The following is a 19948-nucleotide window of genomic DNA, read 5'->3' as shown; positions in this document are numbered from 1 at the left end:
TAACATCAAAAATATAATGAAAATGAGAAAAGTATTATTTTTGGCTTCAATAGCATTTGCATTAATGGGTTGTGCGAATGCTTTGTCAAACAAAGCTACTAAAAATTTCGACTATCAGACACCTGAAATACAAAAACAGGTAGATGAGTTGTATAACAAAATGACGGTCGAAGAACGTGCCGCTCAGATTTTTGGTCTTCGACCGGGAGCGTTAATGACCAATGGCAAATTATCATTGGAAAAATGCAGGGAAAAAATACCACACGGAGTCGGTCATATCTGTCAGTATGCATGCGCCTTGGATATGAGTGCTAACGAACTACGTGATTTTGTTCGTGATTTGCAAAATTATCTTATCAACGAAACTCCACATGGCATTCCGGCCATTTTCCATGAAGAAGCCATCAGTGGGATGGCTGCAAAAGGTGCAACTATCTATCCACAACAATTGGGCGTAGCTTGTACATGGAATCCTGAACTGGCTCGTCTGAAAACACAACAAACTGCCAAAACAATGCGTGCTGTTGGAGGTACATTTGCTCTTTCTCCCATGGTAGACATTATCCGCTCAGCACATTGGGCACGTCTCGAAGAATCGTATGGAGAAGACCCTTATCTCACTGCTGTAATGGGGGGAGCATTTGTAGATGGACTTCAGAATGGAGATTGGAAAAACGGAATTGCCGCATGTACCAAACACTTGTTAGGTTATGGAGGAGGTTCAAAATTATCTTGGAAAGAGATTTACGAAGAAATTCTTTTCCCTCACGAAGTGGCAATGCGCCAATATGGGAGTAAAGTAGTAATGACCTCTTATGGTAATTTCAAAAGTGAACCCGCTGTTGCTAGCGACACACTGTTGAATCAGATTCTAAGAGGATATTTGGAATTTGATGGTCTAGTCGTAAGTGATTACGGTGCGGTAGGTTATTTGAGCCAAAGTGATCACGAGAAGTTGAAGGTAACAGCAGCTAAATCTCTGAATGCAGGAAATGACATCGAACTTCCATCGAACAGCAATTATCAGTTTCTCCCCGAATTACTTGAAAAGGGCTTGATTGATGAAATTCGTTTTGAAAAAGCTGTAAAATTAGCATTGACACTTAAAGCACGATTAGGCTTGTTAGATAAAAATCCGAATCTATACCAAGAAGGAAACCTGAATTTGGATCCTCCGGCTGATCGTAAGACAGCCTACGAATTGGCTTGTCAATCTATCGTTATGCTTAAAAACGATGGTACGCTTCCGCTTAAAAAAGAAAATAAAATGATTGCGTTGGTTGGACCTAATGCCAACACATTCTGGTGTATGTTGGGCGATTATACCTATCAGTCTATGCAAGCATTCTGGTGGGGAGGAGAAATTGATCCTAATGACCCAAAGATAGTCTGTTTATATGATGCATTAAAAGAGAAAGCAGGTACTAATTTTATGCTGGGATACGAACGCGGATGCGATTGGAGTGCAAAAAATGAGGTTTCGATTGTCCGTTCAGGAGACCCTCGTACTCAAAAGTTAGACTTGATGCTCGCCGAGTCTTCCGACCCAACGGATTGGAATAAAGCTATTAATTTGGCTTCCAAAAGTGATGTTATAGTTGCTGCTTTGGGAGAAAATACGCTACTGGTAGGTGAAGCTCGCAATCGAAATGGTATTCGCCTACCGGGTGATCAAGAGCGTTTCCTGCAAGAACTTATAGCAACAGGCAAGCCAGTCGTATTGGTGATGTTCGGGGGGCGCCCTATGCCTCTTGGCGATATTGCTGACGATTGTGCCGCTATTTTGCATGCTTGGTTTCCCGGCGAGGAAGGAGGAAATGCCGTGGCAGACGTACTATTGGGCAACGTTAATCCTTCAGGAAAATTAGTGTTACTTATCCTAAAATCGATAAGAAAGAAGAAATCTGCTATAACAGCGGATGTGCCAATGACAACATTGCTTATCCTTTTGGTTACGGACTTTCATACACTTCTTTCGAATACAGCGACATGGCTATTCCTGAAAAGGTAAAAACCAATAGCAATTTCTTTGATATTACTTGCAAAATTAAAAATGCCGGATCTGTTGCCGGAACAGAAATCGTACAACTGTATGTTTCTCCTAAATCGGGACAACCTTTGAAACCAATCCAACTGAAAGGATTTACTCGTGTAGAACTTAATCCGGGCGAAAGTAAAAACGTTACATTCTCGGTTTCTCCTCAACAATTAGCACACTTCATAGGTGGTGGATATGTGATTGAGCCGGGTGACTATGAATTCAAGATAGGAACCTCTTCCGAAGATCTTCGATTGAATGAACAAATTTCACTCACCGGAGAATCTGTTAAAATGAAATTAAGAGATACTTATTTGTCAATAAATAAGCAAGTTATTGTAAAATAAAGTCCAGTCTAAATAGCCTGAAAATATCTTATGAGACAAATAATAATATATCTGATATTCGTGCTGGCAGGGAATTTTTCCCTGTCGGCACAGTCGTGGACGGCAGACAATGGCAATGGTACATTTACCAACCCCTTATTTTACGACGAGTTTTCCGATCCCGACATGATTCGCGTAGGTGAATATTTTTACATGACAGGCACGAGTATGCACTCTATGCCAGGCTTAGCGATGTATCGTTCCAAAGACTTAGTCAATTGGGAGTTTCTCAGTTATGTTTTTGAAAAACTAAATCTCGGTCCGGAATTTCGTCTCGAAGAAGGTAAGGAAGAATATGGACAAGGAATCTGGGCTCCATGTCTTCGCTATCATAATGGGAAATTCTACATCTTCTCGAATGTAAACAATCACGGCTTACAAATTTTTATTGCTGAAGATCCAGCAGGATCTTGGGAGCACATCAAGTTTGGTGGACAAATCACTTACGACCTGTCTGTTTTGTTTGATGATGATGGAAGGATTTATGCTGTCTATGGCTATGATACGGTTCAGTTGATCGAACTAAAACCCGATTTTTCAGGTATTGTAGAAGGTAGTAAACGTGTAATTGTGCATGGAGGAAATGCGATGAGCGAAGGACATCATTTCTACAAGATAAATGGTAAATACTTCATATTTAGTGCAAACTATGCACCCATTGGACGGATGCAATGCGCGCGTGCCGACCATATCAACGGTCCGTACGAGACACGGGTTATCAGCACGAAAGAAACATTCGGAACAAAACGCGGGTACCGAGTTAACGATGGTATCATGTGGCAGGAAAAGATGCATGCTCCCGGTGATAAATTTGATGTTTGGAAACCTTTAGAATATAGCTACGCTGCAGCTCCTTTGCACCAAGGGGGTATTATCGATTTACCCAACGGCGAATGGTGGGGTTTCTCCATGTTAGACTTTCGATCAGTAGGACGTACAACCTGCATCTCACCTATAACCTGGGTTGATGGATGGCCGTATTTTGGACTTGAAGGAAACTTAGGGCGTACTCCACGAACCTGGTACAAACCGAACGTGGATGTCGATGTGAAACCACATGCGCCTTTTGTCAGAAATGACAATTTCAATGGCTATAAATTGAATCCTGTGTGGCAGTGGAGTCATGAACCCAACAATAAAAAATGGTTATTAGACAAGAATAAAGGTGTCTTGCGTTTGTATACAATGCCGGCTGACCATTTTATATGGGCAAAAAACAGTTTGACACAAAGAGGTATCGGACCGGATTCGTACGCAACAGTTACTCTAGATGCGGCAAAACTCAAACCGGGAGATATTGCCGGGTTGGCATTGATGAATCAGCCGTACGCTTGGATTGGTGTTGTACGAGATGAAAAAGGCTATACTCTACGTTGGTATGATCAATTGAAGGATGAAACAATTGACAAACCATTAAATAATTTGAAAATTTACTTGCGTGCTTTCGGTAATTTTGATGAAGATATTGCCCAATTAAGTTACAGTCTTAATGGAAAAGATTTCATAAATGTGGGGGACAGTATATTAATGCCTTACCAATTAAAAACCTTTCAAGGCACGCGTTATGCACTTTTTGCCTACAACGAACGAGGAAAAGAGGGCGGCTATGCTCAATTCGATGATTTTGTTTTACAAGAACCCTTAGCAGACCGCTCACAAAACCTTCCACTCGGAAAGGTTATTCGGATGACAAATTATGGTTCCGGAAATCAGGTATGGGCAAATTATCGGGGTATGCTGGACAGCTCCAAACCCGGAAGTAAAACCTACAATACAGATGCCTGCTTGTTTCGGGTGCACGACCGAGGTCAAGGACGCGTTGTGTTGGAAGCTTTGAACGGTAGCGGGTTCGTAACCGTTGTAGGTACAGGTATTGCTGCCGATGTACGTTTATTGAAGCAAGAATCGGAAGGCAGTCTTTTCATGTGGCAAGATATGTTACGAGGACAATGTATGCTTCTATCATTAAAAACCAATCGATTCATAGGAATAGACGCCCGTACAGATGAACCTTATTCAGCCGATTGGCCGGGAACAATGCCTAATCGCAAAGACGGGACTGTCCTTACTTGGGAAGTCGTTAATCCTCAATAGCATTATTTACAATCAAAAGCAAGAAATAAAGAGAATTACTAGGATTACATAGGCAAGACGGTAGTATACCGTCTCCTTTAGATATCCTAATCCCCTTACTCCGGAATAGAGCAGGGGGATTGCTGTTTTTGAACGGGTAGGGGAAAATACTTATAAATTATTTACGCATAATCTTGGCATACCATTCACATTTCGGATGATAGCCATAGAATCTTTTACCATCCCCACCTAAAGACATTTTCTGGACATCTCCATACTTTCACTTGCTGCCCGACCTGGCCGGAAGCCATGCCCAGTAACTGTTTTCGTATCTCTTCGGCGATCATCTCGCTCCTTTTAAGGTAGAACGAAACCTTTACATCCGTCTGTTCCATAACTCAATTTTTCAATGTTACAAATTTACTTGATATTGAGCTATTTATAGCTATGGCAAATATAGCGGAACAGCGAAACAAAACCCAATTTCGGAGAACAGAACCCGTCTTTTTCCGATTCTTGGGAAAAATGGCTATCTTTACCGCCATTATCAAAGACAGAAGCGTTCTTTGCGGTTATGAACGGCGTGACGGAGGGTGGTCAAAGCGTGTTTCCCGCGGGATTATCCGACGGGAAAAAGGCAACGGATAAGTAGGGATTTTTTCTCTTTTCTTTCCAATATCTTGCTTTTTAGCAAATTGTACGGATCGAGAGAAACAACGCTTAACTCTCCTATATTACCAGTCAGTTACTTTATCTTGTCCGAATCTGCCGTTTTTACGCGAGATCTTCGTATCTTTGTTCTACGGACAGGCAATAGACGTCGGAACTAACATTAGCTGTGCTATGAGACAGATTATAAACGAACAACTCCAGATATCGGAATCCAATCCGATAAAGGCGCGTTACTATGACTACGACCGCTTCACTTATCCCTGGCACTTCCACAGCCAGTATGAGATAATCTATGTAAGGAAGGGAGACGGTCGTTGTTTTGTAGGCGACTGCATAGAGCAGTTTTCAGACGGAGACATGATATTGTTCGGTCCCAATCTGCCTCATTATATGCGAAGTGATGATGCTTATCATTGCGGCAATCCTCTTTTGAGGGTTCAGGGCACTATTGTCCAGTTTGAGGAGAACTTCATGCAATACTCTTTCGACCATTATCCGCAGTTTCATCAGATACGATTGTTGCTGAAAGAGGCCAAGCGGGGAGTCGTTTTTCATGCAGCCGACAACGGGACTGTCCGTGGCAGGGTATCCGCTTTCCCCGAACTGAAAGGCTTCGGACAGATAACGGGATTGTTGGACTTGTTGCAGGAGTTATCCGTATCTGTTCGGAAGAAGCCATTGGCAAGTCCTTGTTACTATGAGAAGTTCCCCACGGTGGGAAACAAAAGGATTGATAAGATTATCTCCTTTATTAATAGTAATTATACCCGTTCCCTTAAGCTCGATGAGATTGCCGAAATGGCGAATATGAATAGCAGCGCCTTTTGCCGCTTCTTCAAAGAGGTTACGGAAAAAACTTTCCTGCAGTATGTGGCGGATATGCGTATCGGTTATGCGTGCAAGCTATTGACTATCGGTGATATGGAGATTTCACAGATAGCTGTGGAGTGCGGGTTCGAGTCTATCTCGCACTTTAACCGCACTTTTAAACAACTTACCAAACTGACGCCTACGCAGTACAGAAACCAAATAATGAAATAAAGCGGGAATAAATATCCCCTTACAAATCCTAAAATTACATCATCTGTTACATCCGTATACATCATCTGTTGCACTCGGATACATGATGGATTTTGCTCAAACGCATCATCCGTTTTCTCCAACAGAGATATACTTTAGTATATCTTTTCTTTATTAATTATGTTGTGTCACTAAACTGGCAGTTGCATTGGCTGTAAAGCAAGTCAACCGTCTGATAATGAGCTGAAAAATTGGCACTTGGGCTGGCTTTTTATTGGCACCTTGAAAAAATGGGAAACTATCAGGCTTTTCGTCACGAGAGTGTGTCAAAACAAAGGAACAAATAGCAAATGTTTTTTGTTTTGACACCTCGTGAAGATAAAAAAGGATTGTCCGCTTTTCTACATTCCGAACGAGAACTTATCGATGGACTGATATACCACGCTTGCAATGCTCAGCACCACGATGCCCAGCGTACAGATGACAAGGCTGGCGCGCGTGTAGTTATCGCTGCGGAAAGCGGCAATAGGTTCGTCGCTCTTGTTGATGTACATTGCTTTTACTATCTTCAGATAGTAGTAGAGTGACAGAATGGTATTGACCAGCGCAATGAACACCAGCAAATGGAAACCGCTCCGGAAGGCTGCCGCAAAGATGAAGAACTTCGAGAAGAAGCCCGCAAACGGTGGAATACCTGCCAGCGAGAACAGCGCCAATGTCATGAGGAAAGCCAGTTTGGGATTGGTGGCGTACAATCCGTTGTAATCTTCCAGCGTAAACTTATGGGCACGCAATGCCACAATCGTGATAACGGTGAAGACGGCGAGATTGGCAAACAGGTAAATCAATACGTAGTACACCAGTGACGCCATACCCAATGACGTTCCGCTGATGACGCCCAGCATGATGTAACCGGCTTGGGAGATACTGGAGAATGCCATCAGTCGTTTCAGGTTTTCCTGACGCAGCGCGAAGAGGTTGGCAAGCGTGATGGAGGCGATGATGACCCAGTAGAGCACTTCCTGCCATTGCGCCACCATCGGGGCAAACACCTTATAGAGTATGGTCATCAGCACGAATGCCGCCGCACCTTTGGAGATAACGCTCAGGTAAGCGGTCACCGTACTCGGAGCGCCTTCGTACACGTCTGCCGTCCACAGGTGGAAAGGCACCAATGAAATCTTGAATCCCATGCCGGAGAAGAAGAATACGAACGCCATAATCTGTAACGGGTTTCCGTCCAGATGTGCCGGAATATCTGCAAAGTAGAGCGTACCTACCGAGCCGTATATCAGCGAAATGCCGTAAAGCAGCAATCCGCTGGAGAAGAGTGCCGTAAGAATGTACTTGGCGCCTGCCTCGGCGGAGTGGTGGCGGTATTTGTCGAAAGCAACCAGTGCAGCCATCGGGATGCTGGCGGTTTCCAACCCGATGAAGAACATTAGGAAGTGGCCGGCGGAAATCATAAAGTACATACCCAGCAGCGTGGAGAGTGTCAGTACGTAAAACTCGCCTTGCTTGATTGCCGTATCGGGGCGGCGCATCCACTCGTGCGCCATAAGGAAGACGATAAGCGTACCTACGCTGAGGATGGATTTGACGATGCTCTGTATCGGCTGGTTGTGATACATCCCGCCGAAAGCGTCGGCTACAGGACCGGGCACGATGGTTATAAGTGTATGGATGATGAGCAGAACAACGGGCAGCATGGTGTTCAACATCGGCTTGCCGTCATGTTTGTGCGCATCCGGACTCATGAAGAGGTCGGCTATAAAGAGGATAACGATAACCGCTATCAGCGACAGCTCTTCTTTCATTAGGAGAAATTGGGAGTAATCCATATTATTTGGTGATTAACTGTTTAGTGATTAATAATTAACTCCTGATTGGCGTGATTAGCGGGCGGCTAATAGATTGACTACCGGCAGCACGCTGTCTCCAATCATGTTGCTTATCCACAGCGGGGCAAGACCGAGGCCGGCTACGCAAGCGATAAGGATGATTACGGCGGTACGTTCGTCCCAGGTGGCATCGGTCAATGTCAGGTGGTGCTTGTTGGTGCAGGTTCCATAAAGGATTTTACCGACAAGGCGCAGAATGTAGACCGCGGTAATTACAATGCTTGTGCAGGCAATGACGGTCCATACGCGGTGGAATGTATCGGGATGCTGGAAAGCGCCGTTGAAGATTGTCATTTCGGCAATGAAACCGCTGAGCCCCGGCAAACCGAGGTTGGCAAGACCGGCGATGACGTAGGATACTGCGAGGAAAGGCATTATCTTCATCAGTCCGCTAAGCTCGCGTACGTCGCGTGTGTGCGTACGTCCGTAAATCATACCGATGAGGGCGAAGAACAGGGCGGTCATCAATCCGTGGGAAAGCATTTGCAGCACGGCGCCCGTACAAGCCGTCCGGTTCATCATCAGAATGGCGAAAAGCACCAGACCGCAGTGCGATACGGAAGAGTAGGCATTGATATACTTCAAATCGGTTTGCACGCAGGCAGAGAATGCACCGTACACAACGGAGATACCTGTCAGTACGAGGAATATCCAGCCGAGTTCCTGTGCGGCTTCGGGCATCAGGTACATGGCGATGCGGAAACATCCGTAGCCGCCCAGTTTCATCAGTACGCCCGCATGCAGCATGGAAACGGCGGTCGGTGCGGATGCGTGGCCGTCGGGGCTCCATGTGTGGAACGGGAACAGTGCGCCCAGCACGCCGAAACCGAGGAAAGTAAGCGGGAACCAGATGCGTTGTTGCTCGATAGGAATATTGTGCAGTTGGGCTATTTCCAGCAGGTTCATGGTGGTGGCGCCGCTGCCGAAGTAGATACCTAAGATACCGATTAACAGGAAAGCGGAACCGCCCATAAGCATCAGCGTCAGCTTCATGGCGGCATATTCCTTGCGTCCCGAACCCCATACGCCAATCAGCAGGTACATCGGGATAAGCGCTACCTCGTAGAACATGAACATGGTGAACAGGTCGGTGGAGATAAAGAAGCCGAACACGCCCATGGACAGCAGGGTGAACCACAGGAAATATTCTTTAGTCAGCGGTTGCAGACGCCAGGAAGCGAATGTTCCCGTAAAGACAATGATGGCCGAGAGTAGCAGCATGGCTACCGAAATACCGTCTACACCCACGGAATAGTGAATGTTGAGGGCGGGATACCAAGCTACGTCGGCACGGAACAGCATTTCATCCGTAGCGCCGCCATGACGGGCTTGCAGATAGACGACAGTCAGTCCGACGGCGGCGATGAGCAGTGCCGAAGCGCCGGTTATCATCACCGCACGTATCTGTGCTATGTTACGGCTGAGCCAAAGACCCAGCAGCATCAGCAAAGGGATGAGTACGAATATGGATAAGAAATTCATCTTTATAGTATTGTATTAATTGTTATTGTTCTATGGATTGATATATCAATATCAGTGTCCGTTTCTCGTTTACAGCAACAGCAGCAATATCAGTATGAGCGTACCCAGCAGGAATACGAACGTGTACTGCTGGATGCGTCCGCTTTGCAGGCCGCGTATCTCGTCACTGGTGGCATTGGCGCCCCAGGCGAGAAAATTGAAGAAGCCGTCTATCACATGGCGGTCCCACCATGCAATGGGACGGCTGATGCAACCGAAGATGATGCGGTGGGTGATGAACTGGTAAACTTCATCGATATAGAAGCGGTGGTAGGCTGCCGTCCACAAGCCGTTGAAGCGGCGGGCAAGCGCATTGGCAACGGGTTGTTTTCCGCTTTTATACATATAGGTTGCCAAGGCTATGGAAACAACGGCGATGGCTATGCTTGTACCTGCCACGCCCCAGTCCAGATGAATGGTATAGGCTTCGCCGTTCGAGCTGACGAAGTGCCCGAAAGGTATGAATCCGGCAACCACTGTAACGGCGGCGAGGAACATCAAGGGGATGGTCATCGCCAACGGGCTTTCGTGGGGAGTGTGGTGTGCGTGGTCGGTGTCTTGCGCGTGCTCGCCGCTAACCGCCGACCGCTTGTCGCTCCAGAAAATGCCGTAGTAGAGACGGAACATATAGAATGCGGTCATTGCGGCAATCACCGTCATTATCCAACCCATGGCGGGGCTGAATTGGAAGCAGGCCGTCAATATCTCGTCCTTGGAGAAGAATCCGGAGAACGGGGGAATGCCGGCGATGGCAAGGCAGGCTATCAGGAAAGTGATATGCGTAATCGGCATATATTTGCGCAGCCCGCCCATAGCGGACATCTCGTTGCTGTGCACCGCATGGATGATGCTGCCTGCACCGAGGAACAGCAATGCCTTGAACATGGCGTGCGTAAACAGATGGAACATACCTGCCATATAGCCCAGCCCGCCTTCATGCGGGTTCATGGAAGTACATACGCCGAGCGCCACCATCATAAAGCCTATCTGCGATATAGTGGAGAAGGCGAGCACACGCTTGATGTCGCTTTGCACACAGGCTACGCCGGCAGCGTAGAACGCTGTGAATGCGCCTACATAGGCAACGAGGTGCAGCACATGGGGCGCATAGTCGATGAATAACGGGAACATACGTGCCACCAGATAGACACCTGCGACGACCATGGTAGCGGCATGAATCAATGCGCTGACCGGAGTAGGACCTTCCATAGCATCGGGCAGCCAGATGTGCAGCGGGAACATGGCGCTCTTGCCGGCTCCACCGATGAACATCAGTCCCAGCGCCAGCGGAATCATTGTTGCGCCGCCTTTCAGCAGTGCCATTTCATTGGGCTGGAAAGTATAGGTTCCGGCATAGTAGCCGTAAACCAGAATACCGATAAGGAAGCCCAGGTCGGCAAAACGGGTCACGATAAACGCTTTCTTGCTGGCGGCGATTGCTGCGGGCTTCGTATAGTAGAAGCCGATCAGCAGGTAGGAAGATACACCCACCAACTCCCAGAACAGATACATCTGAAAAATATTGGTCGCTACCACCAGCCCCAGCATGGACATGGTGAAAAGTGAGAGGAAAGCATAATAGCGTTGGAAACCGCGTTCCCCTTTCATATAGCCGAAAGAGTAGAGGTGTACCATGAATGATACGGTGCTTATGACAATCAGCATCATCACCGATATGGGGTCGAGCAAGATGCCCAGGTCAATGCTGAGCGACGGTGTGAACGGCAGCCATGTACAGTTGTAAGGCATCAGCGTGGCGTATGTGCCGTCTGCCAGCCGGGGGGCGGTGAAATATTGTATTGCGGTGAGGTAGGAGAGTACCGCCACTGCACCCAGTACCGCCGTGCCGATGATGCCGGCGGTGCGGTGTGACATCCATTTGCCGCCCAATCCCAACACAAGGAATGAGAGCAAGGGAAGAAGAAGGATTAGAATCGTATATTCCATATTTATTACCATTTGAGTTCGTCCAGCTTGTTCACCTGGATAGAACGTATGTTACGATAGATGTTAATCATGATAGCAATAGCCACAGCTGTTTCGGCTGCCGAGATGGCAATGGAGAACAGGGAGAAGAAATAGCCTTCCAGTCCGCCGGGAAACAGAAAACGGTTGAATACCGCGAAGTTGATGTCCGTAGCGTTCAGTATCAACTCGATTGAAATCAATATCGCCAAGGTATTGCGGCGGGTGAAGAACCCGTAGATGCCGGCGAAAAACATGATAGCCGAGACTATCAGGTAATATTCCATGTGTATCATAATTCTTATCTTTTACGTGCTATTAATAATCCGCCTACGATACATGCCAGCAGCAGAATGCTGACGGCCTCGAAAGGCAACAGGTAACCGTACTTGTCACCGCTCAGCATATGGTGCCCGATAGTCTTGATGTTGACTTCAAGAGGCGCTACATCGGTGGTGGCGATGAATTTATGTTTCAGGGTTATGAACAGTACAATGACAGCTCCGGCTACGGTAGTGCCCAGTCCGGCGAAGAACTTGCTGCGCTTCAGCTTTCCCGCCATGTCGCCTTCACCGCTGGTGAGCAGGATGGAGAAGACGTAAAGCACGACGATACCGCCCGCGTATACCATAATCTGTACCGAACCGAGGAATGTGTATCCCAGCAGGAAGTAGATGCCGGCTGTGCCGAACAGCACAAACAGCAGGTATGTGGCCGAACGTACCATACGTTTGGTGGTTACCGTCAGTATGGAGAATACGGTAATAAAAGCCGCAAGGAAGTAAAATACTATTGTTTCAAGATTAAATTCCATGTTATTGATTACTAATTATGAATTACTAATTACTTCGCTACTTCGGGTTGGGGAGCGGCGGGTTTCTTTTTCTCTTCTACGTGACTGCCCGGATGATTCAGCGTCAGTACCAGTTTGCTGCGGTCGAATACGGCATGCTCAAAGTTCTGGTCGAATGTGATGGCATCGTGCGGACAGGCGTTGACGCAAAGCTGGCAGAATATACAGGAGCCGAGGTCGTATTCGTATTTCGCCAGTATCTTCTTTTTCTTGCCGTCTTCCGTTTCTACGGTTTCGCTCGTCACCTTGATGGTGTCGTTGGGACAAGCCATCTGGCACAGGCCGCAGGCAATGCAATGGTGCTCGTTCTGTTCATTGTGGGGCATTGTCAGTGTACCCCGGAAGCGTTCGGAGAGTTTCAGCGTCTTCCGGTTTTCCGGATATTGTTCGGTAGTCTTCTTGCGGCAGAAAACGGTCATCGTGGTTTTCATACCCGTGAGCAGGGAAGTGATACCATTGATGAGGCTGCCTATGTAGGAGTTATTATCTTTCATCAGAAATGTAATTTAAATACTACGATTAATACCATTAGAATCAGGTTCACCATGCTGATAGGAACCAGATATTTCCATTCGAGGTTCAGAATCTGGTCGATGCGCAGGCGCGGGAACGTCCATTTAATCCACATCAGCAGGAACACCACGAAGAATGCCTTGCCGAAGAACCATACAAAGCCCGGAATGTAATCCATGACCGCATTGAAACCGTCCAGACCGACGATGTGCAACGGCATCCAGCCACCGAGGAAAATCGTGGCGGCTATACCGGCTACGATGAACAGGTTCAGATATTCTGCCAGATAGAAGAAGCCGAAACCCATGCCGGAGTATTCCGTATGATAACCGGCGGTCAGCTCGCTTTCGGCTTCGGGCAGGTCGAACGGGCCGCGGTTGGTTTCCGCATTACCTGCAATAAGATAGATAACGAACGCTATCACTGCCGGGATGTGTCCTTTGAAGATGAACCAGCCGTCGGCTTGTCCGGCTACGATTTCGGAGAACTGCATCGTGCCCATCAGGACTACCATTGTCAGGATGCTCAGTCCGCAGGAGAGTTCGTAGCTGATGATTTGCGCACCGCTTCGCATGGCTCCGATAAGCGAGAACTTGTTGTTGGAACTCCATCCGGCAAGCAGGATGCCTACCACACCGATACTCGAAGCGGCAAGCAGGAAGAACACGCCCACGTTGAAGTCCAGCACTTCCAGCCCTTTGCTGATGGGCAGGCAGGCGAACGTGAGGAACGAGGCTATGATGACCATGAACGGCGCCAGGTTGTAGAGGAACCTGTCGGAGAACTTCAGGTCAATGATTTCTTTAGTCAACATCTTGATGACGTCGCAGGGCACTTGGAGCAATCCCCATTTCCCTACACGCATCGGACCGAGGCGGCATTGGAAAAAGGCGCATATCTTGCGCTCCATATAAATCAGGATAATGGCAAGCACTGCATACATCAGGATGATGCATACGCCTATCACTACGCATTCGAGAAACACCGCCAGACCTTCCGGCATGAAGGAGGTCAGCATCTGGTGAATCCAATTGGTTACTATACTAAAGTCAAACATCTGTTTATTTACGATTTTACGATTTACTATTTGATAGTTTGGTGTATGTTTGCTATCTACTCCTTTATCTGTCGATGTCCGGTACTACATAGTCCAGTGTTCCACCGATGGCAATAAGGTCGGCAATCTTTGCGCCGCGGCAGATTGTATCCACGGTAGATACCAGCGGAAGACCTGTACTGCGGAAGTGCAAACGGTAGGGAGTCTTGTCTCCATGGCTCTCGAGGAACACGCCGAACTCACCGCGGCTGCCTTCTACGGCGGCATAGTAAGTACCTTCCGGCACGCGGATAATCGGTTTCATCTTCTCCTGGTATGCACCTTCGGGGATATTGTCTATCAACTGTTCGATGATTTTCAAGCTTTCCATGATTTCATCCATACGGATGAGGTAGCGCGCCCAAGAGTCTCCTTCGGTGCGGACAATCTCTTTGAAGTCCACCTTGTTATATACACTGTAAGGCATACGTTTACGCACGTCGCACGCCCAACCGCTGGCACGTCCTGTGCCGCCGGTAGCGCCGAAAGCTATGGCGTCTTCGCGAGACAGCACGCCTACGCCTTTCAGACGTTGTTGTGCAATGATATTTCCCGTAAACACATCGTGGTATTCGTGCAGGATACCGCGCAGGTAAGGGATAAATTCTTTCACTTTCTTCTGGAAGTCGGGAGCGATGTCGGCTTGCACGCCGCCAATCGTGTTGTAGTTCATGATGAGGCGTCCGCCGCAAGTGCCTTCAAAGATGTCCAAGATTTTTTCACGGTCACGGAAGCCGTAGAAGAAGGCGGTCAGCGCACCGAGGTCCATTGCCAGACAGGAGTAGAAAAGCAAGTGCGAATCAATGCGTTGCAACTCATCCATGATGGTGCGTATGTATTGCACGCGCTCGCTTACCTCTATGCCCATGGCTTTTTCGATACACATACACAGGGCATGACGGTTCTGGTGTGCGCCCAGGTAGTCCAGACGGTCAGTCAGGGCCAGTGTTTGCGGATATGTAAGGCTTTCGCACATCTTCTCGATGCCCCGGTGGATATATCCGCAGTTGGCATCAATCTTTTCGATGATTTCACCTTCCAGTGATACGCGGAAACGCATTACGCCGTGGGTGGCAGGGTGCTGGGGACCGATGTTTACTACATATTCGTCGTCGCCGAAGAGTTGCGACTCTTTGTTCTTTACAGTTCCGTCCGGGTTAAGTTCCAGTTCGGTGGTGGTATCGATTGTCTCTTCGTTGTCCATGCGCAGAGGATTCTGTGCTTCCGGGTCGTCGTCTTTACGCATCGGATAGCCTACCCAGTCATTGCGCAGATAGAGGCGTCTCATGTCGGGATGCCCGATGAACACTACGCCGTAGAAGTCGAACACTTCACGTTCCAAGAAGTCTGCGGCTTTCCAAATGTCGCAAACGGAAGGAAGTTCGGGATGTTCCCGGTCGAGGGTGGCGGTGCGAACCGCAATCTGTTTGCCGGTAACGGTGGACTCCAACTGATACACTACACCAAGTCCGCGCGGAGTATCGGGAGCATCTTTGGCAGTATCAGGTTCGCCCCAGTCCATACCGGTGAGGCATTCCAGAAAGTTCATCTGTTCTTCTTGCCGCAGGCGCAGCATCTCATCGTGCAAGGCTGCGGGCTCTATATATCTTGTTGCATTCATATTCATTCTTCCGGTTTTTCTTCTTTTTGATTTACACCACCAAAGTACTTCTCTATTTTTACCTTACGTTGCAACTGCATCATTCCGTAGTAGAATGCTTCGGGGCGGGGAGGACATCCCGGGATATATACGTCTACCGGCAGGATCTTATCCACTCCGTTGACAACGTGATAGGACTTCTTGAACGGGCCGCCGCTGACTGCACAACCGCCTACGGCTATCACATACTTCGGGTCGGCCATTTGATCGTACAAACGTTTCAGTACCGGCGCCATTTTGTTCGTGATTGTTCCGCACACCATAATCATATCTGCTTGGCGCGGACTGGCACGGGCTACTTCAAACCCGAAGCGCGCCATATCATAGCGGGCTGCACCGAGGGCCATGAATTCGATACCGCAACAGCTTGTTGCAAACGTAAGCGGCCACAGCGAATTGCTGCGTCCCCAGTTGACGAAATCGTCCAGTACGCCGAGAGCCACATTGGCGCCTCCTGCGTTGAGCTCCCGAACCAGTTTCTCCAACGTTTCGTTGTCTGTAAACTCCTCATAAGGGATGGATTTTATGTTGGGTTTCTTCGTTACTTCCATTCCAAAGCTCCTTTCCTCCAGGCATAAGCAAGGCCCAGAACTAATATAATAAGGAAAAACAAAATACTGAAAAGCCCGGCTACTCCAAGCTCGCGTGCAATGACTGCCCACGGGAACAGGAATACCGTCTCCACTTCAAACATCAGAAACAAGATAGCAAACAGATAGTAACCTACCCGGAACTGCATCCATGATTTACCGCGGGTGGGAATACCGCACTCGTACGGCTCCATTTTCTGTACATTGTACGAACGGGGAGCTATCGCATTGGACAGCGCGATGACAATACCCACGAAAGCAATTGCCGTCAGCAAGACGACTACTAACAAAGTAAAGTTCATAAATCTGATAAGATTTTAGATATATAAAATATAGATATACTGAATAAAAGATGATAAGGTGGCAGAGTGCTACCCTTTTATCTGATAATCTTTCTTAGCCCGAATACGTAGTAATGCGAATCGGGTACGGGAGAATAGTACAAATCCGGTATACGGTCGTAGCTTTGCGCACGCAGCGATTGTTGCATACGGATAATATCGGCACGCAGCAGGGAAGCTTTGTTACCGGGCACTTGTGTGTGGTCTACATACTCCAGGCAGGAGGAGGTAGACGATAAATGGTTATAATAGTGCTGAATTGTTTGCCGGGCGGTAGGCGCTTGAGTTAATATGCAACTGTCAGTGCTATTGTTAACCGGAGTACACAAAAAATCCGCAGTATCTATCGCACCGTTGTGTAATAAAACTGCGAGTATGGCTATCATACAATATTTTATGCACTGTTTCATACCTCCATATCTCTTTCAGGGCGCAAAGATATAATAAGTATCTTTCATTTTGCTATCTCTGCATAACAAAAAATGACTATTTTTACACTTTTTATCCTAAGTCAATTCCGCTTCCAAAATTCCGGGGTGAACAAAAGTAAGACAGTAAACAATTCCAGGCGTCCTAATAACATGAGGAATGACAACAGCCATTTGGCTGCATCAGGCAGGGCATTCCATGAATAGGCGGGACCTGTATCACCTAATCCGGGCCCCATATTGCCAATACTGGATATGACGCAGCCAATGGATTCTTCGGCTCCTATCCCCATTCCCATCATTATCAGTATGCCGATAATGATAATAATGAAGTATAAAAAGAAGAATGCCAGAACTGTAGAAACGATGGAAGGCGATATTACCTGTTTGTTTACACGTACCGGCAGTACGGCATTAGGATGGAGGATGTGTTTAAATTCATTACGTGACACTTTGGCAAGGATTACCATTCGGATACATTTCAATCCGCCCGTTGTACTGCCCGCACAAGCTCCCATGACCATAACAATGGTTAGCAATCCCCAAAGTATGGGTGTCCATAATATATAGTCGTCTGTGGCAAAGCCGGTTGAGGTATGCAAAGATATAACTTGGAACAATGATTTGCGGAAAGCCTCTTCCACCCCCATCGAGCTGGTATAGTAGAGAACAACTGCAATGACGGTAGTAAAACCAACTACCGACCAGAAATACCATTTCAGTTCGGCATTGTCAATGACCTTCTTGAATTTCCGGCTGGCAAAAAATAACAACAACGTAAAGTTGATACCGGAGATAAACATAAAGAAGGAGATGACATATTCTATATAAGGAGAGTTGTAATAGGCTATACTTGCTTGTTTGGTGGAGAATCCTCCTGTGCCTGTGGTGGCAAAGGCGTGGCATACGCTGTCGAACCAATCCATACCTCCCAGCATGAGCAGGACTACAAGAATCAGGGTAAGCCCGGTATAGATACTCCATATCCATTTGGCCGTGATGCCGATACGCGGATGCACTTTGTCGTGCGTGGGACCGCTGGCTTCAGCAGCGAATACCTGCAGACCGCTGACTCCGAAAATAGGCAATACAGCAATCGTAAACATGATAATTCCCAAACCGCCTATCCATTGTGTCATGCCACGCCAAAATAGCAGCCCATGGGGAAGCGATTCTATGTTGTCCAATACGGTAGCTCCCGTACTTGTAAAACCGGACATGGTTTCAAAGAAAGCATTTGTGATGTCGGGAACGTATCCGCTGATGTAGAAAGGCAGCATACCGAAAAGAGAAAAGGCTACCCATGCAAAGCTGACCAATACGTAACCGTCACGGCGGGTCAGTTGTTTTTCGCCGCCTCTTCCGGCGATGGCCATGAGTAGGCCGGCTCCGGCAGTGATACCTGCCGATTTCCAGAAATCAAGCAGGGCTTCGTCATTATAGTAATATGATATTGCCGAACATGCCAGTAGCATGACTGTTTCCAGTAACAGCAGAATACCGATAATCCGTATAATTGTCTTAAAGTTAATCACGTTCGCTAGTTAAAATATTTTTCGATTTTCTTAATCATCATGTTCAGGCAGAATACTACCACATGGTCGCCGGGCAGTATTTGTGTGTTACCCATAACCACAACACCTTCGCCGTTGCGTATCAGCCCGCCAATAGTTGTTCCCTTGGGTAGACCGAGGTCTTTTACCTGGTGCTTGGTTATCTTAGAGCCGGGTTTGACGGTAAATTCCGCCACATCGGCATTGGCAAAAGTCAGGCATTTTACGTTGCTGACGTCTGCATCCAACATCATCTGGTAGATGTGGCTGGCTGCAATCATCTTTTTGTTGATAACAGTGCCGATGTCAAGACTTTCCGCCATGCCTATATAATCTATATTTTCTACTTCCGCCACAGTCTTGCTTACTCCCATACGCTTTGCAGCCAGGCAGGCGAGGATGTTTGTTTCCGAGTTCTCGGTTAGTGCAACAAAAGCTTCGGTGTTCTTTAATCCTTCTTCTACAAGCAAATCCATGTCCCGTCCGTCTCCGTTGATAATCATAATCTTATCATCCAGTAGTTCGGTAAGGCGGTTGCATCGGTTCAGGTCGTTTTCTACAATCTTCACCTGCATATAGTCGGGAACGTATTGTGCGGTGCGTACTGCAATGCGGCTTCCTCCCATAATCATGACATTGCGCACATCGGCGTAATCTTCCTTGCCGGCTATCTTACGGATATACGGAACGAATTTGCGGGTGGTCGTAAAATAAACAATATCATGCAGTTTTATGACATCGTCGCCGCGAGGAATCAGTGTTTCATTGCCGCGCTTGATGGCTACCACGTGGTAGGGTAATTCCGGTCCGCCCAGTTGATGCAGGGGAATATCCAAAATCTCCGCCTTCTCACGCATCTTAGCCCCTATCAGAATCAGTGCGCCGCCACAGAATTCCCACCATTGGCGCACCCAACTCATACGGATGGAAGATACAATCTCTTTTGCTGCAAGCATTTCCGGATAGATAAGCGAGTCTACCCCCAATTTTTGGAAGAATTCCTTGTTTTTGGGCAACAGGTACTCGTAGTTGTCAATGCGGCCTACGGTCTTTACCGCACCAAGATTGGTAGCGAGCATACAGGCAGTGATGTTGCGGCTTTCATCGGGAGTAACGGCAATGAAAAGGTCGGCTTCTCCCACCCCTACTTCTTTCAATCCCTTAATGGAAGTGGGAGAGGCGGTGACAGTCATCAAGTCGAAGTTGGAGCTGAGTGTACTCATCCTCTCTTCGTTGTCGTCCATTAATATAATGTCCTGTTTTTCGCGAGACAATAGTTTGGCCAAATGTGTGCCTACTGCGCCGGCACCTGCAATGATTATTTTCACAATACTTTAA

The 19948-nt window shown here is 47.4% G+C and carries 18 protein-coding genes; 5 read left to right on the top strand and 13 right to left on the bottom strand.

From position 1 onward, the window contains the following. Positions 1 to 22: 22 nt before the first annotated feature. The 5 genes from DW121_RS01420 to DW121_RS01405 all read left to right on the top strand — a co-directional run bounded on the left by DW121_RS01420 (position 23) and on the right by DW121_RS01405 (position 6210). The gene (locus tag DW121_RS01420) at positions 23 to 2011 is read left to right on the top strand and encodes a glycoside hydrolase family 3 protein (protein ID WP_233555754.1); all 1989 of its coding nucleotides are present in this window, start codon (positions 23 to 25) and stop codon (positions 2009 to 2011) included. Continuing rightward, a complete protein-coding gene (locus tag DW121_RS15765) occupies positions 1990 to 2385 on the top strand; it encodes a fibronectin type III-like domain-contianing protein (RefSeq protein ID WP_233555753.1) in 396 nt (131 codons plus the stop codon). The genes DW121_RS01420 and DW121_RS15765 overlap by 22 nt, the downstream gene beginning before the upstream one ends. A gap of 30 nt (positions 2386 to 2415) precedes the next feature. Next, positions 2416 to 4518, top strand: a complete 2103-nt coding sequence (locus DW121_RS01415) for a glycoside hydrolase 43 family protein (protein WP_117711073.1) — start codon at positions 2416 to 2418, stop codon at positions 4516 to 4518. A gap of 426 nt (positions 4519 to 4944) precedes the next feature. Beyond that, positions 4945 to 5145 carry a hypothetical protein gene (locus DW121_RS01410; protein WP_117711074.1) on the top strand — a complete coding sequence of 67 codons (201 nt, stop codon included), beginning with the start codon at positions 4945 to 4947 and terminating at the stop codon, positions 5143 to 5145. Positions 5146 to 5340: 195 nt separating this feature from the next. Then, on the top strand, positions 5341 to 6210 hold the full coding sequence (locus DW121_RS01405) for an AraC family transcriptional regulator (RefSeq protein ID WP_117711075.1): 870 nt from the start codon (positions 5341 to 5343) through the stop codon (positions 6208 to 6210). Positions 6211 to 6590: 380 nt separating this feature from the next. Here DW121_RS01405 and DW121_RS01400 read toward each other — a convergent pair whose 3' ends face one another. The 13 genes from DW121_RS01400 to trkA form a co-directional block, all read right to left on the bottom strand. Continuing rightward, positions 6591 to 8030, bottom strand: a complete 1440-nt coding sequence (locus DW121_RS01400) for an NADH-quinone oxidoreductase subunit N (protein ID WP_117711076.1) — start codon at positions 8028 to 8030, stop codon at positions 6591 to 6593. A gap of 54 nt (positions 8031 to 8084) precedes the next feature. Beyond that, positions 8085 to 9572: a NuoM family protein gene (locus DW121_RS01395; RefSeq protein ID WP_117711077.1), complete on the bottom strand. Its 1488-nt coding sequence runs from the start codon at positions 9570 to 9572 to the stop codon at positions 8085 to 8087. A gap of 69 nt (positions 9573 to 9641) precedes the next feature. Beyond that, positions 9642 to 11558: an NADH-quinone oxidoreductase subunit L gene (gene nuoL, locus DW121_RS01390; protein WP_118322928.1), complete on the bottom strand. Its 1917-nt coding sequence runs from the start codon at positions 11556 to 11558 to the stop codon at positions 9642 to 9644. A gap of 5 nt (positions 11559 to 11563) precedes the next feature. Continuing rightward, on the bottom strand, positions 11564 to 11872 hold the full coding sequence (gene nuoK, locus DW121_RS01385; protein WP_004289123.1) for an NADH-quinone oxidoreductase subunit NuoK: 309 nt from the start codon (positions 11870 to 11872) through the stop codon (positions 11564 to 11566). Between the two features lie 5 nt (positions 11873 to 11877). After that, positions 11878 to 12390 carry an NADH-quinone oxidoreductase subunit J gene (locus tag DW121_RS01380; RefSeq protein WP_117711078.1) on the bottom strand — a complete coding sequence of 171 codons (513 nt, stop codon included), beginning with the start codon at positions 12388 to 12390 and terminating at the stop codon, positions 11878 to 11880. A gap of 29 nt (positions 12391 to 12419) precedes the next feature. Next, entirely contained in the window at positions 12420 to 12923 is a 504-nt protein-coding gene (locus tag DW121_RS01375) for a NuoI/complex I 23 kDa subunit family protein (protein ID WP_117711079.1), read from the bottom strand. Next, positions 12923 to 13999: an NADH-quinone oxidoreductase subunit NuoH gene (gene nuoH / locus DW121_RS01370; RefSeq protein ID WP_009123015.1), complete on the bottom strand. Its 1077-nt coding sequence runs from the start codon at positions 13997 to 13999 to the stop codon at positions 12923 to 12925. The genes DW121_RS01375 and nuoH overlap by 1 nt, the downstream gene beginning before the upstream one ends. 64 nt (positions 14000 to 14063) lie before the next feature. Further along, positions 14064 to 15659, bottom strand: a complete 1596-nt coding sequence (locus DW121_RS01365) for an NADH-quinone oxidoreductase subunit D (protein WP_118322927.1) — start codon at positions 15657 to 15659, stop codon at positions 14064 to 14066. Positions 15660 to 15661: 2 nt separating this feature from the next. Then, complete coding sequence (locus DW121_RS01360) at positions 15662 to 16249, bottom strand: NADH-quinone oxidoreductase subunit B (protein ID WP_022218227.1); 588 nt, start codon at positions 16247 to 16249, stop codon at positions 15662 to 15664. Next, positions 16240 to 16590, bottom strand: coding sequence for an NADH-quinone oxidoreductase subunit A (locus DW121_RS01355; protein WP_117711080.1), 351 nt, complete (start codon positions 16588 to 16590; stop codon positions 16240 to 16242). Before DW121_RS01355 ends, DW121_RS01360 begins: the two co-directional genes overlap by 10 nt. Before the next feature lie 77 nt (positions 16591 to 16667). Next, positions 16668 to 17039, bottom strand: a complete 372-nt coding sequence (locus DW121_RS01350) for a hypothetical protein (RefSeq protein WP_233514869.1) — start codon at positions 17037 to 17039, stop codon at positions 16668 to 16670. Positions 17040 to 17140: 101 nt separating this feature from the next. Continuing rightward, complete coding sequence (locus DW121_RS01345; protein ID WP_118322874.1) at positions 17141 to 18592, bottom strand: TrkH family potassium uptake protein; 1452 nt, start codon at positions 18590 to 18592, stop codon at positions 17141 to 17143. A gap of 5 nt (positions 18593 to 18597) precedes the next feature. Beyond that, entirely contained in the window at positions 18598 to 19938 is a 1341-nt protein-coding gene (gene trkA, locus DW121_RS01340; RefSeq protein ID WP_117711082.1) for a Trk system potassium transporter TrkA, read from the bottom strand. Between the last annotated feature and the right edge of the window lie 10 nt (positions 19939 to 19948).

The sequence above is a fragment of the Bacteroides sp. AM10-21B genome (assembly GCF_003472565.1).
GTDB classification, from domain to species: Bacteria; Bacteroidota; Bacteroidia; order Bacteroidales; family Bacteroidaceae; genus Bacteroides; species Bacteroides propionicigenes.
This window is presented reverse-complemented; position numbering and strand designations above follow the sequence as displayed.

Excerpts from the sequence above, each read along its gene's own strand:
- DW121_RS01355 (WP_117711080.1), bottom strand. The coding sequence starts at position 16,590 with ATGAACTTTACTTTGTTAGTAGTCGTCTTGCTGACGGCAATTGCTTTC.
- nuoL (WP_118322928.1), bottom strand. The coding sequence starts at position 11,558 with ATGGAATATACGATTCTAATCCTTCTTCTTCCCTTGCTCTCATTCCTT.
- DW121_RS01350 (WP_233514869.1), bottom strand. The coding sequence starts at position 17,039 with ATGAAACAGTGCATAAAATATTGTATGATAGCCATACTCGCAGTTTTA.
- DW121_RS01375 (WP_117711079.1), bottom strand. The coding sequence starts at position 12,923 with ATGAAAGATAATAACTCCTACATAGGCAGCCTCATCAATGGTATCACT.
- DW121_RS01400 (WP_117711076.1), bottom strand. The coding sequence starts at position 8,030 with ATGGATTACTCCCAATTTCTCCTAATGAAAGAAGAGCTGTCGCTGATA.
- DW121_RS01365 (WP_118322927.1), bottom strand. The coding sequence starts at position 15,659 with ATGAATGCAACAAGATATATAGAGCCCGCAGCCTTGCACGATGAGATG.
- nuoK (WP_004289123.1), bottom strand. The coding sequence starts at position 11,872 with ATGATACACATGGAATATTACCTGATAGTCTCGGCTATCATGTTTTTC.
- DW121_RS01405 (WP_117711075.1), top strand. The coding sequence starts at position 5,341 with ATGAGACAGATTATAAACGAACAACTCCAGATATCGGAATCCAATCCG.
- DW121_RS01410 (WP_117711074.1), top strand. The coding sequence starts at position 4,945 with ATGGCAAATATAGCGGAACAGCGAAACAAAACCCAATTTCGGAGAACA.
- DW121_RS01360 (WP_022218227.1), bottom strand. The coding sequence starts at position 16,249 with ATGGAAGTAACGAAGAAACCCAACATAAAATCCATCCCTTATGAGGAG.
- nuoH (WP_009123015.1), bottom strand. The coding sequence starts at position 13,999 with ATGTTTGACTTTAGTATAGTAACCAATTGGATTCACCAGATGCTGACC.
- DW121_RS01395 (WP_117711077.1), bottom strand. The coding sequence starts at position 9,572 with ATGAATTTCTTATCCATATTCGTACTCATCCCTTTGCTGATGCTGCTG.
- DW121_RS01380 (WP_117711078.1), bottom strand. The coding sequence starts at position 12,390 with ATGGAATTTAATCTTGAAACAATAGTATTTTACTTCCTTGCGGCTTTT.
- DW121_RS01420 (WP_233555754.1), top strand. The coding sequence starts at position 23 with ATGAGAAAAGTATTATTTTTGGCTTCAATAGCATTTGCATTAATGGGT.
- DW121_RS01415 (WP_117711073.1), top strand. The coding sequence starts at position 2,416 with ATGAGACAAATAATAATATATCTGATATTCGTGCTGGCAGGGAATTTT.
- DW121_RS15765 (WP_233555753.1), top strand. The coding sequence starts at position 1,990 with ATGGCTATTCCTGAAAAGGTAAAAACCAATAGCAATTTCTTTGATATT.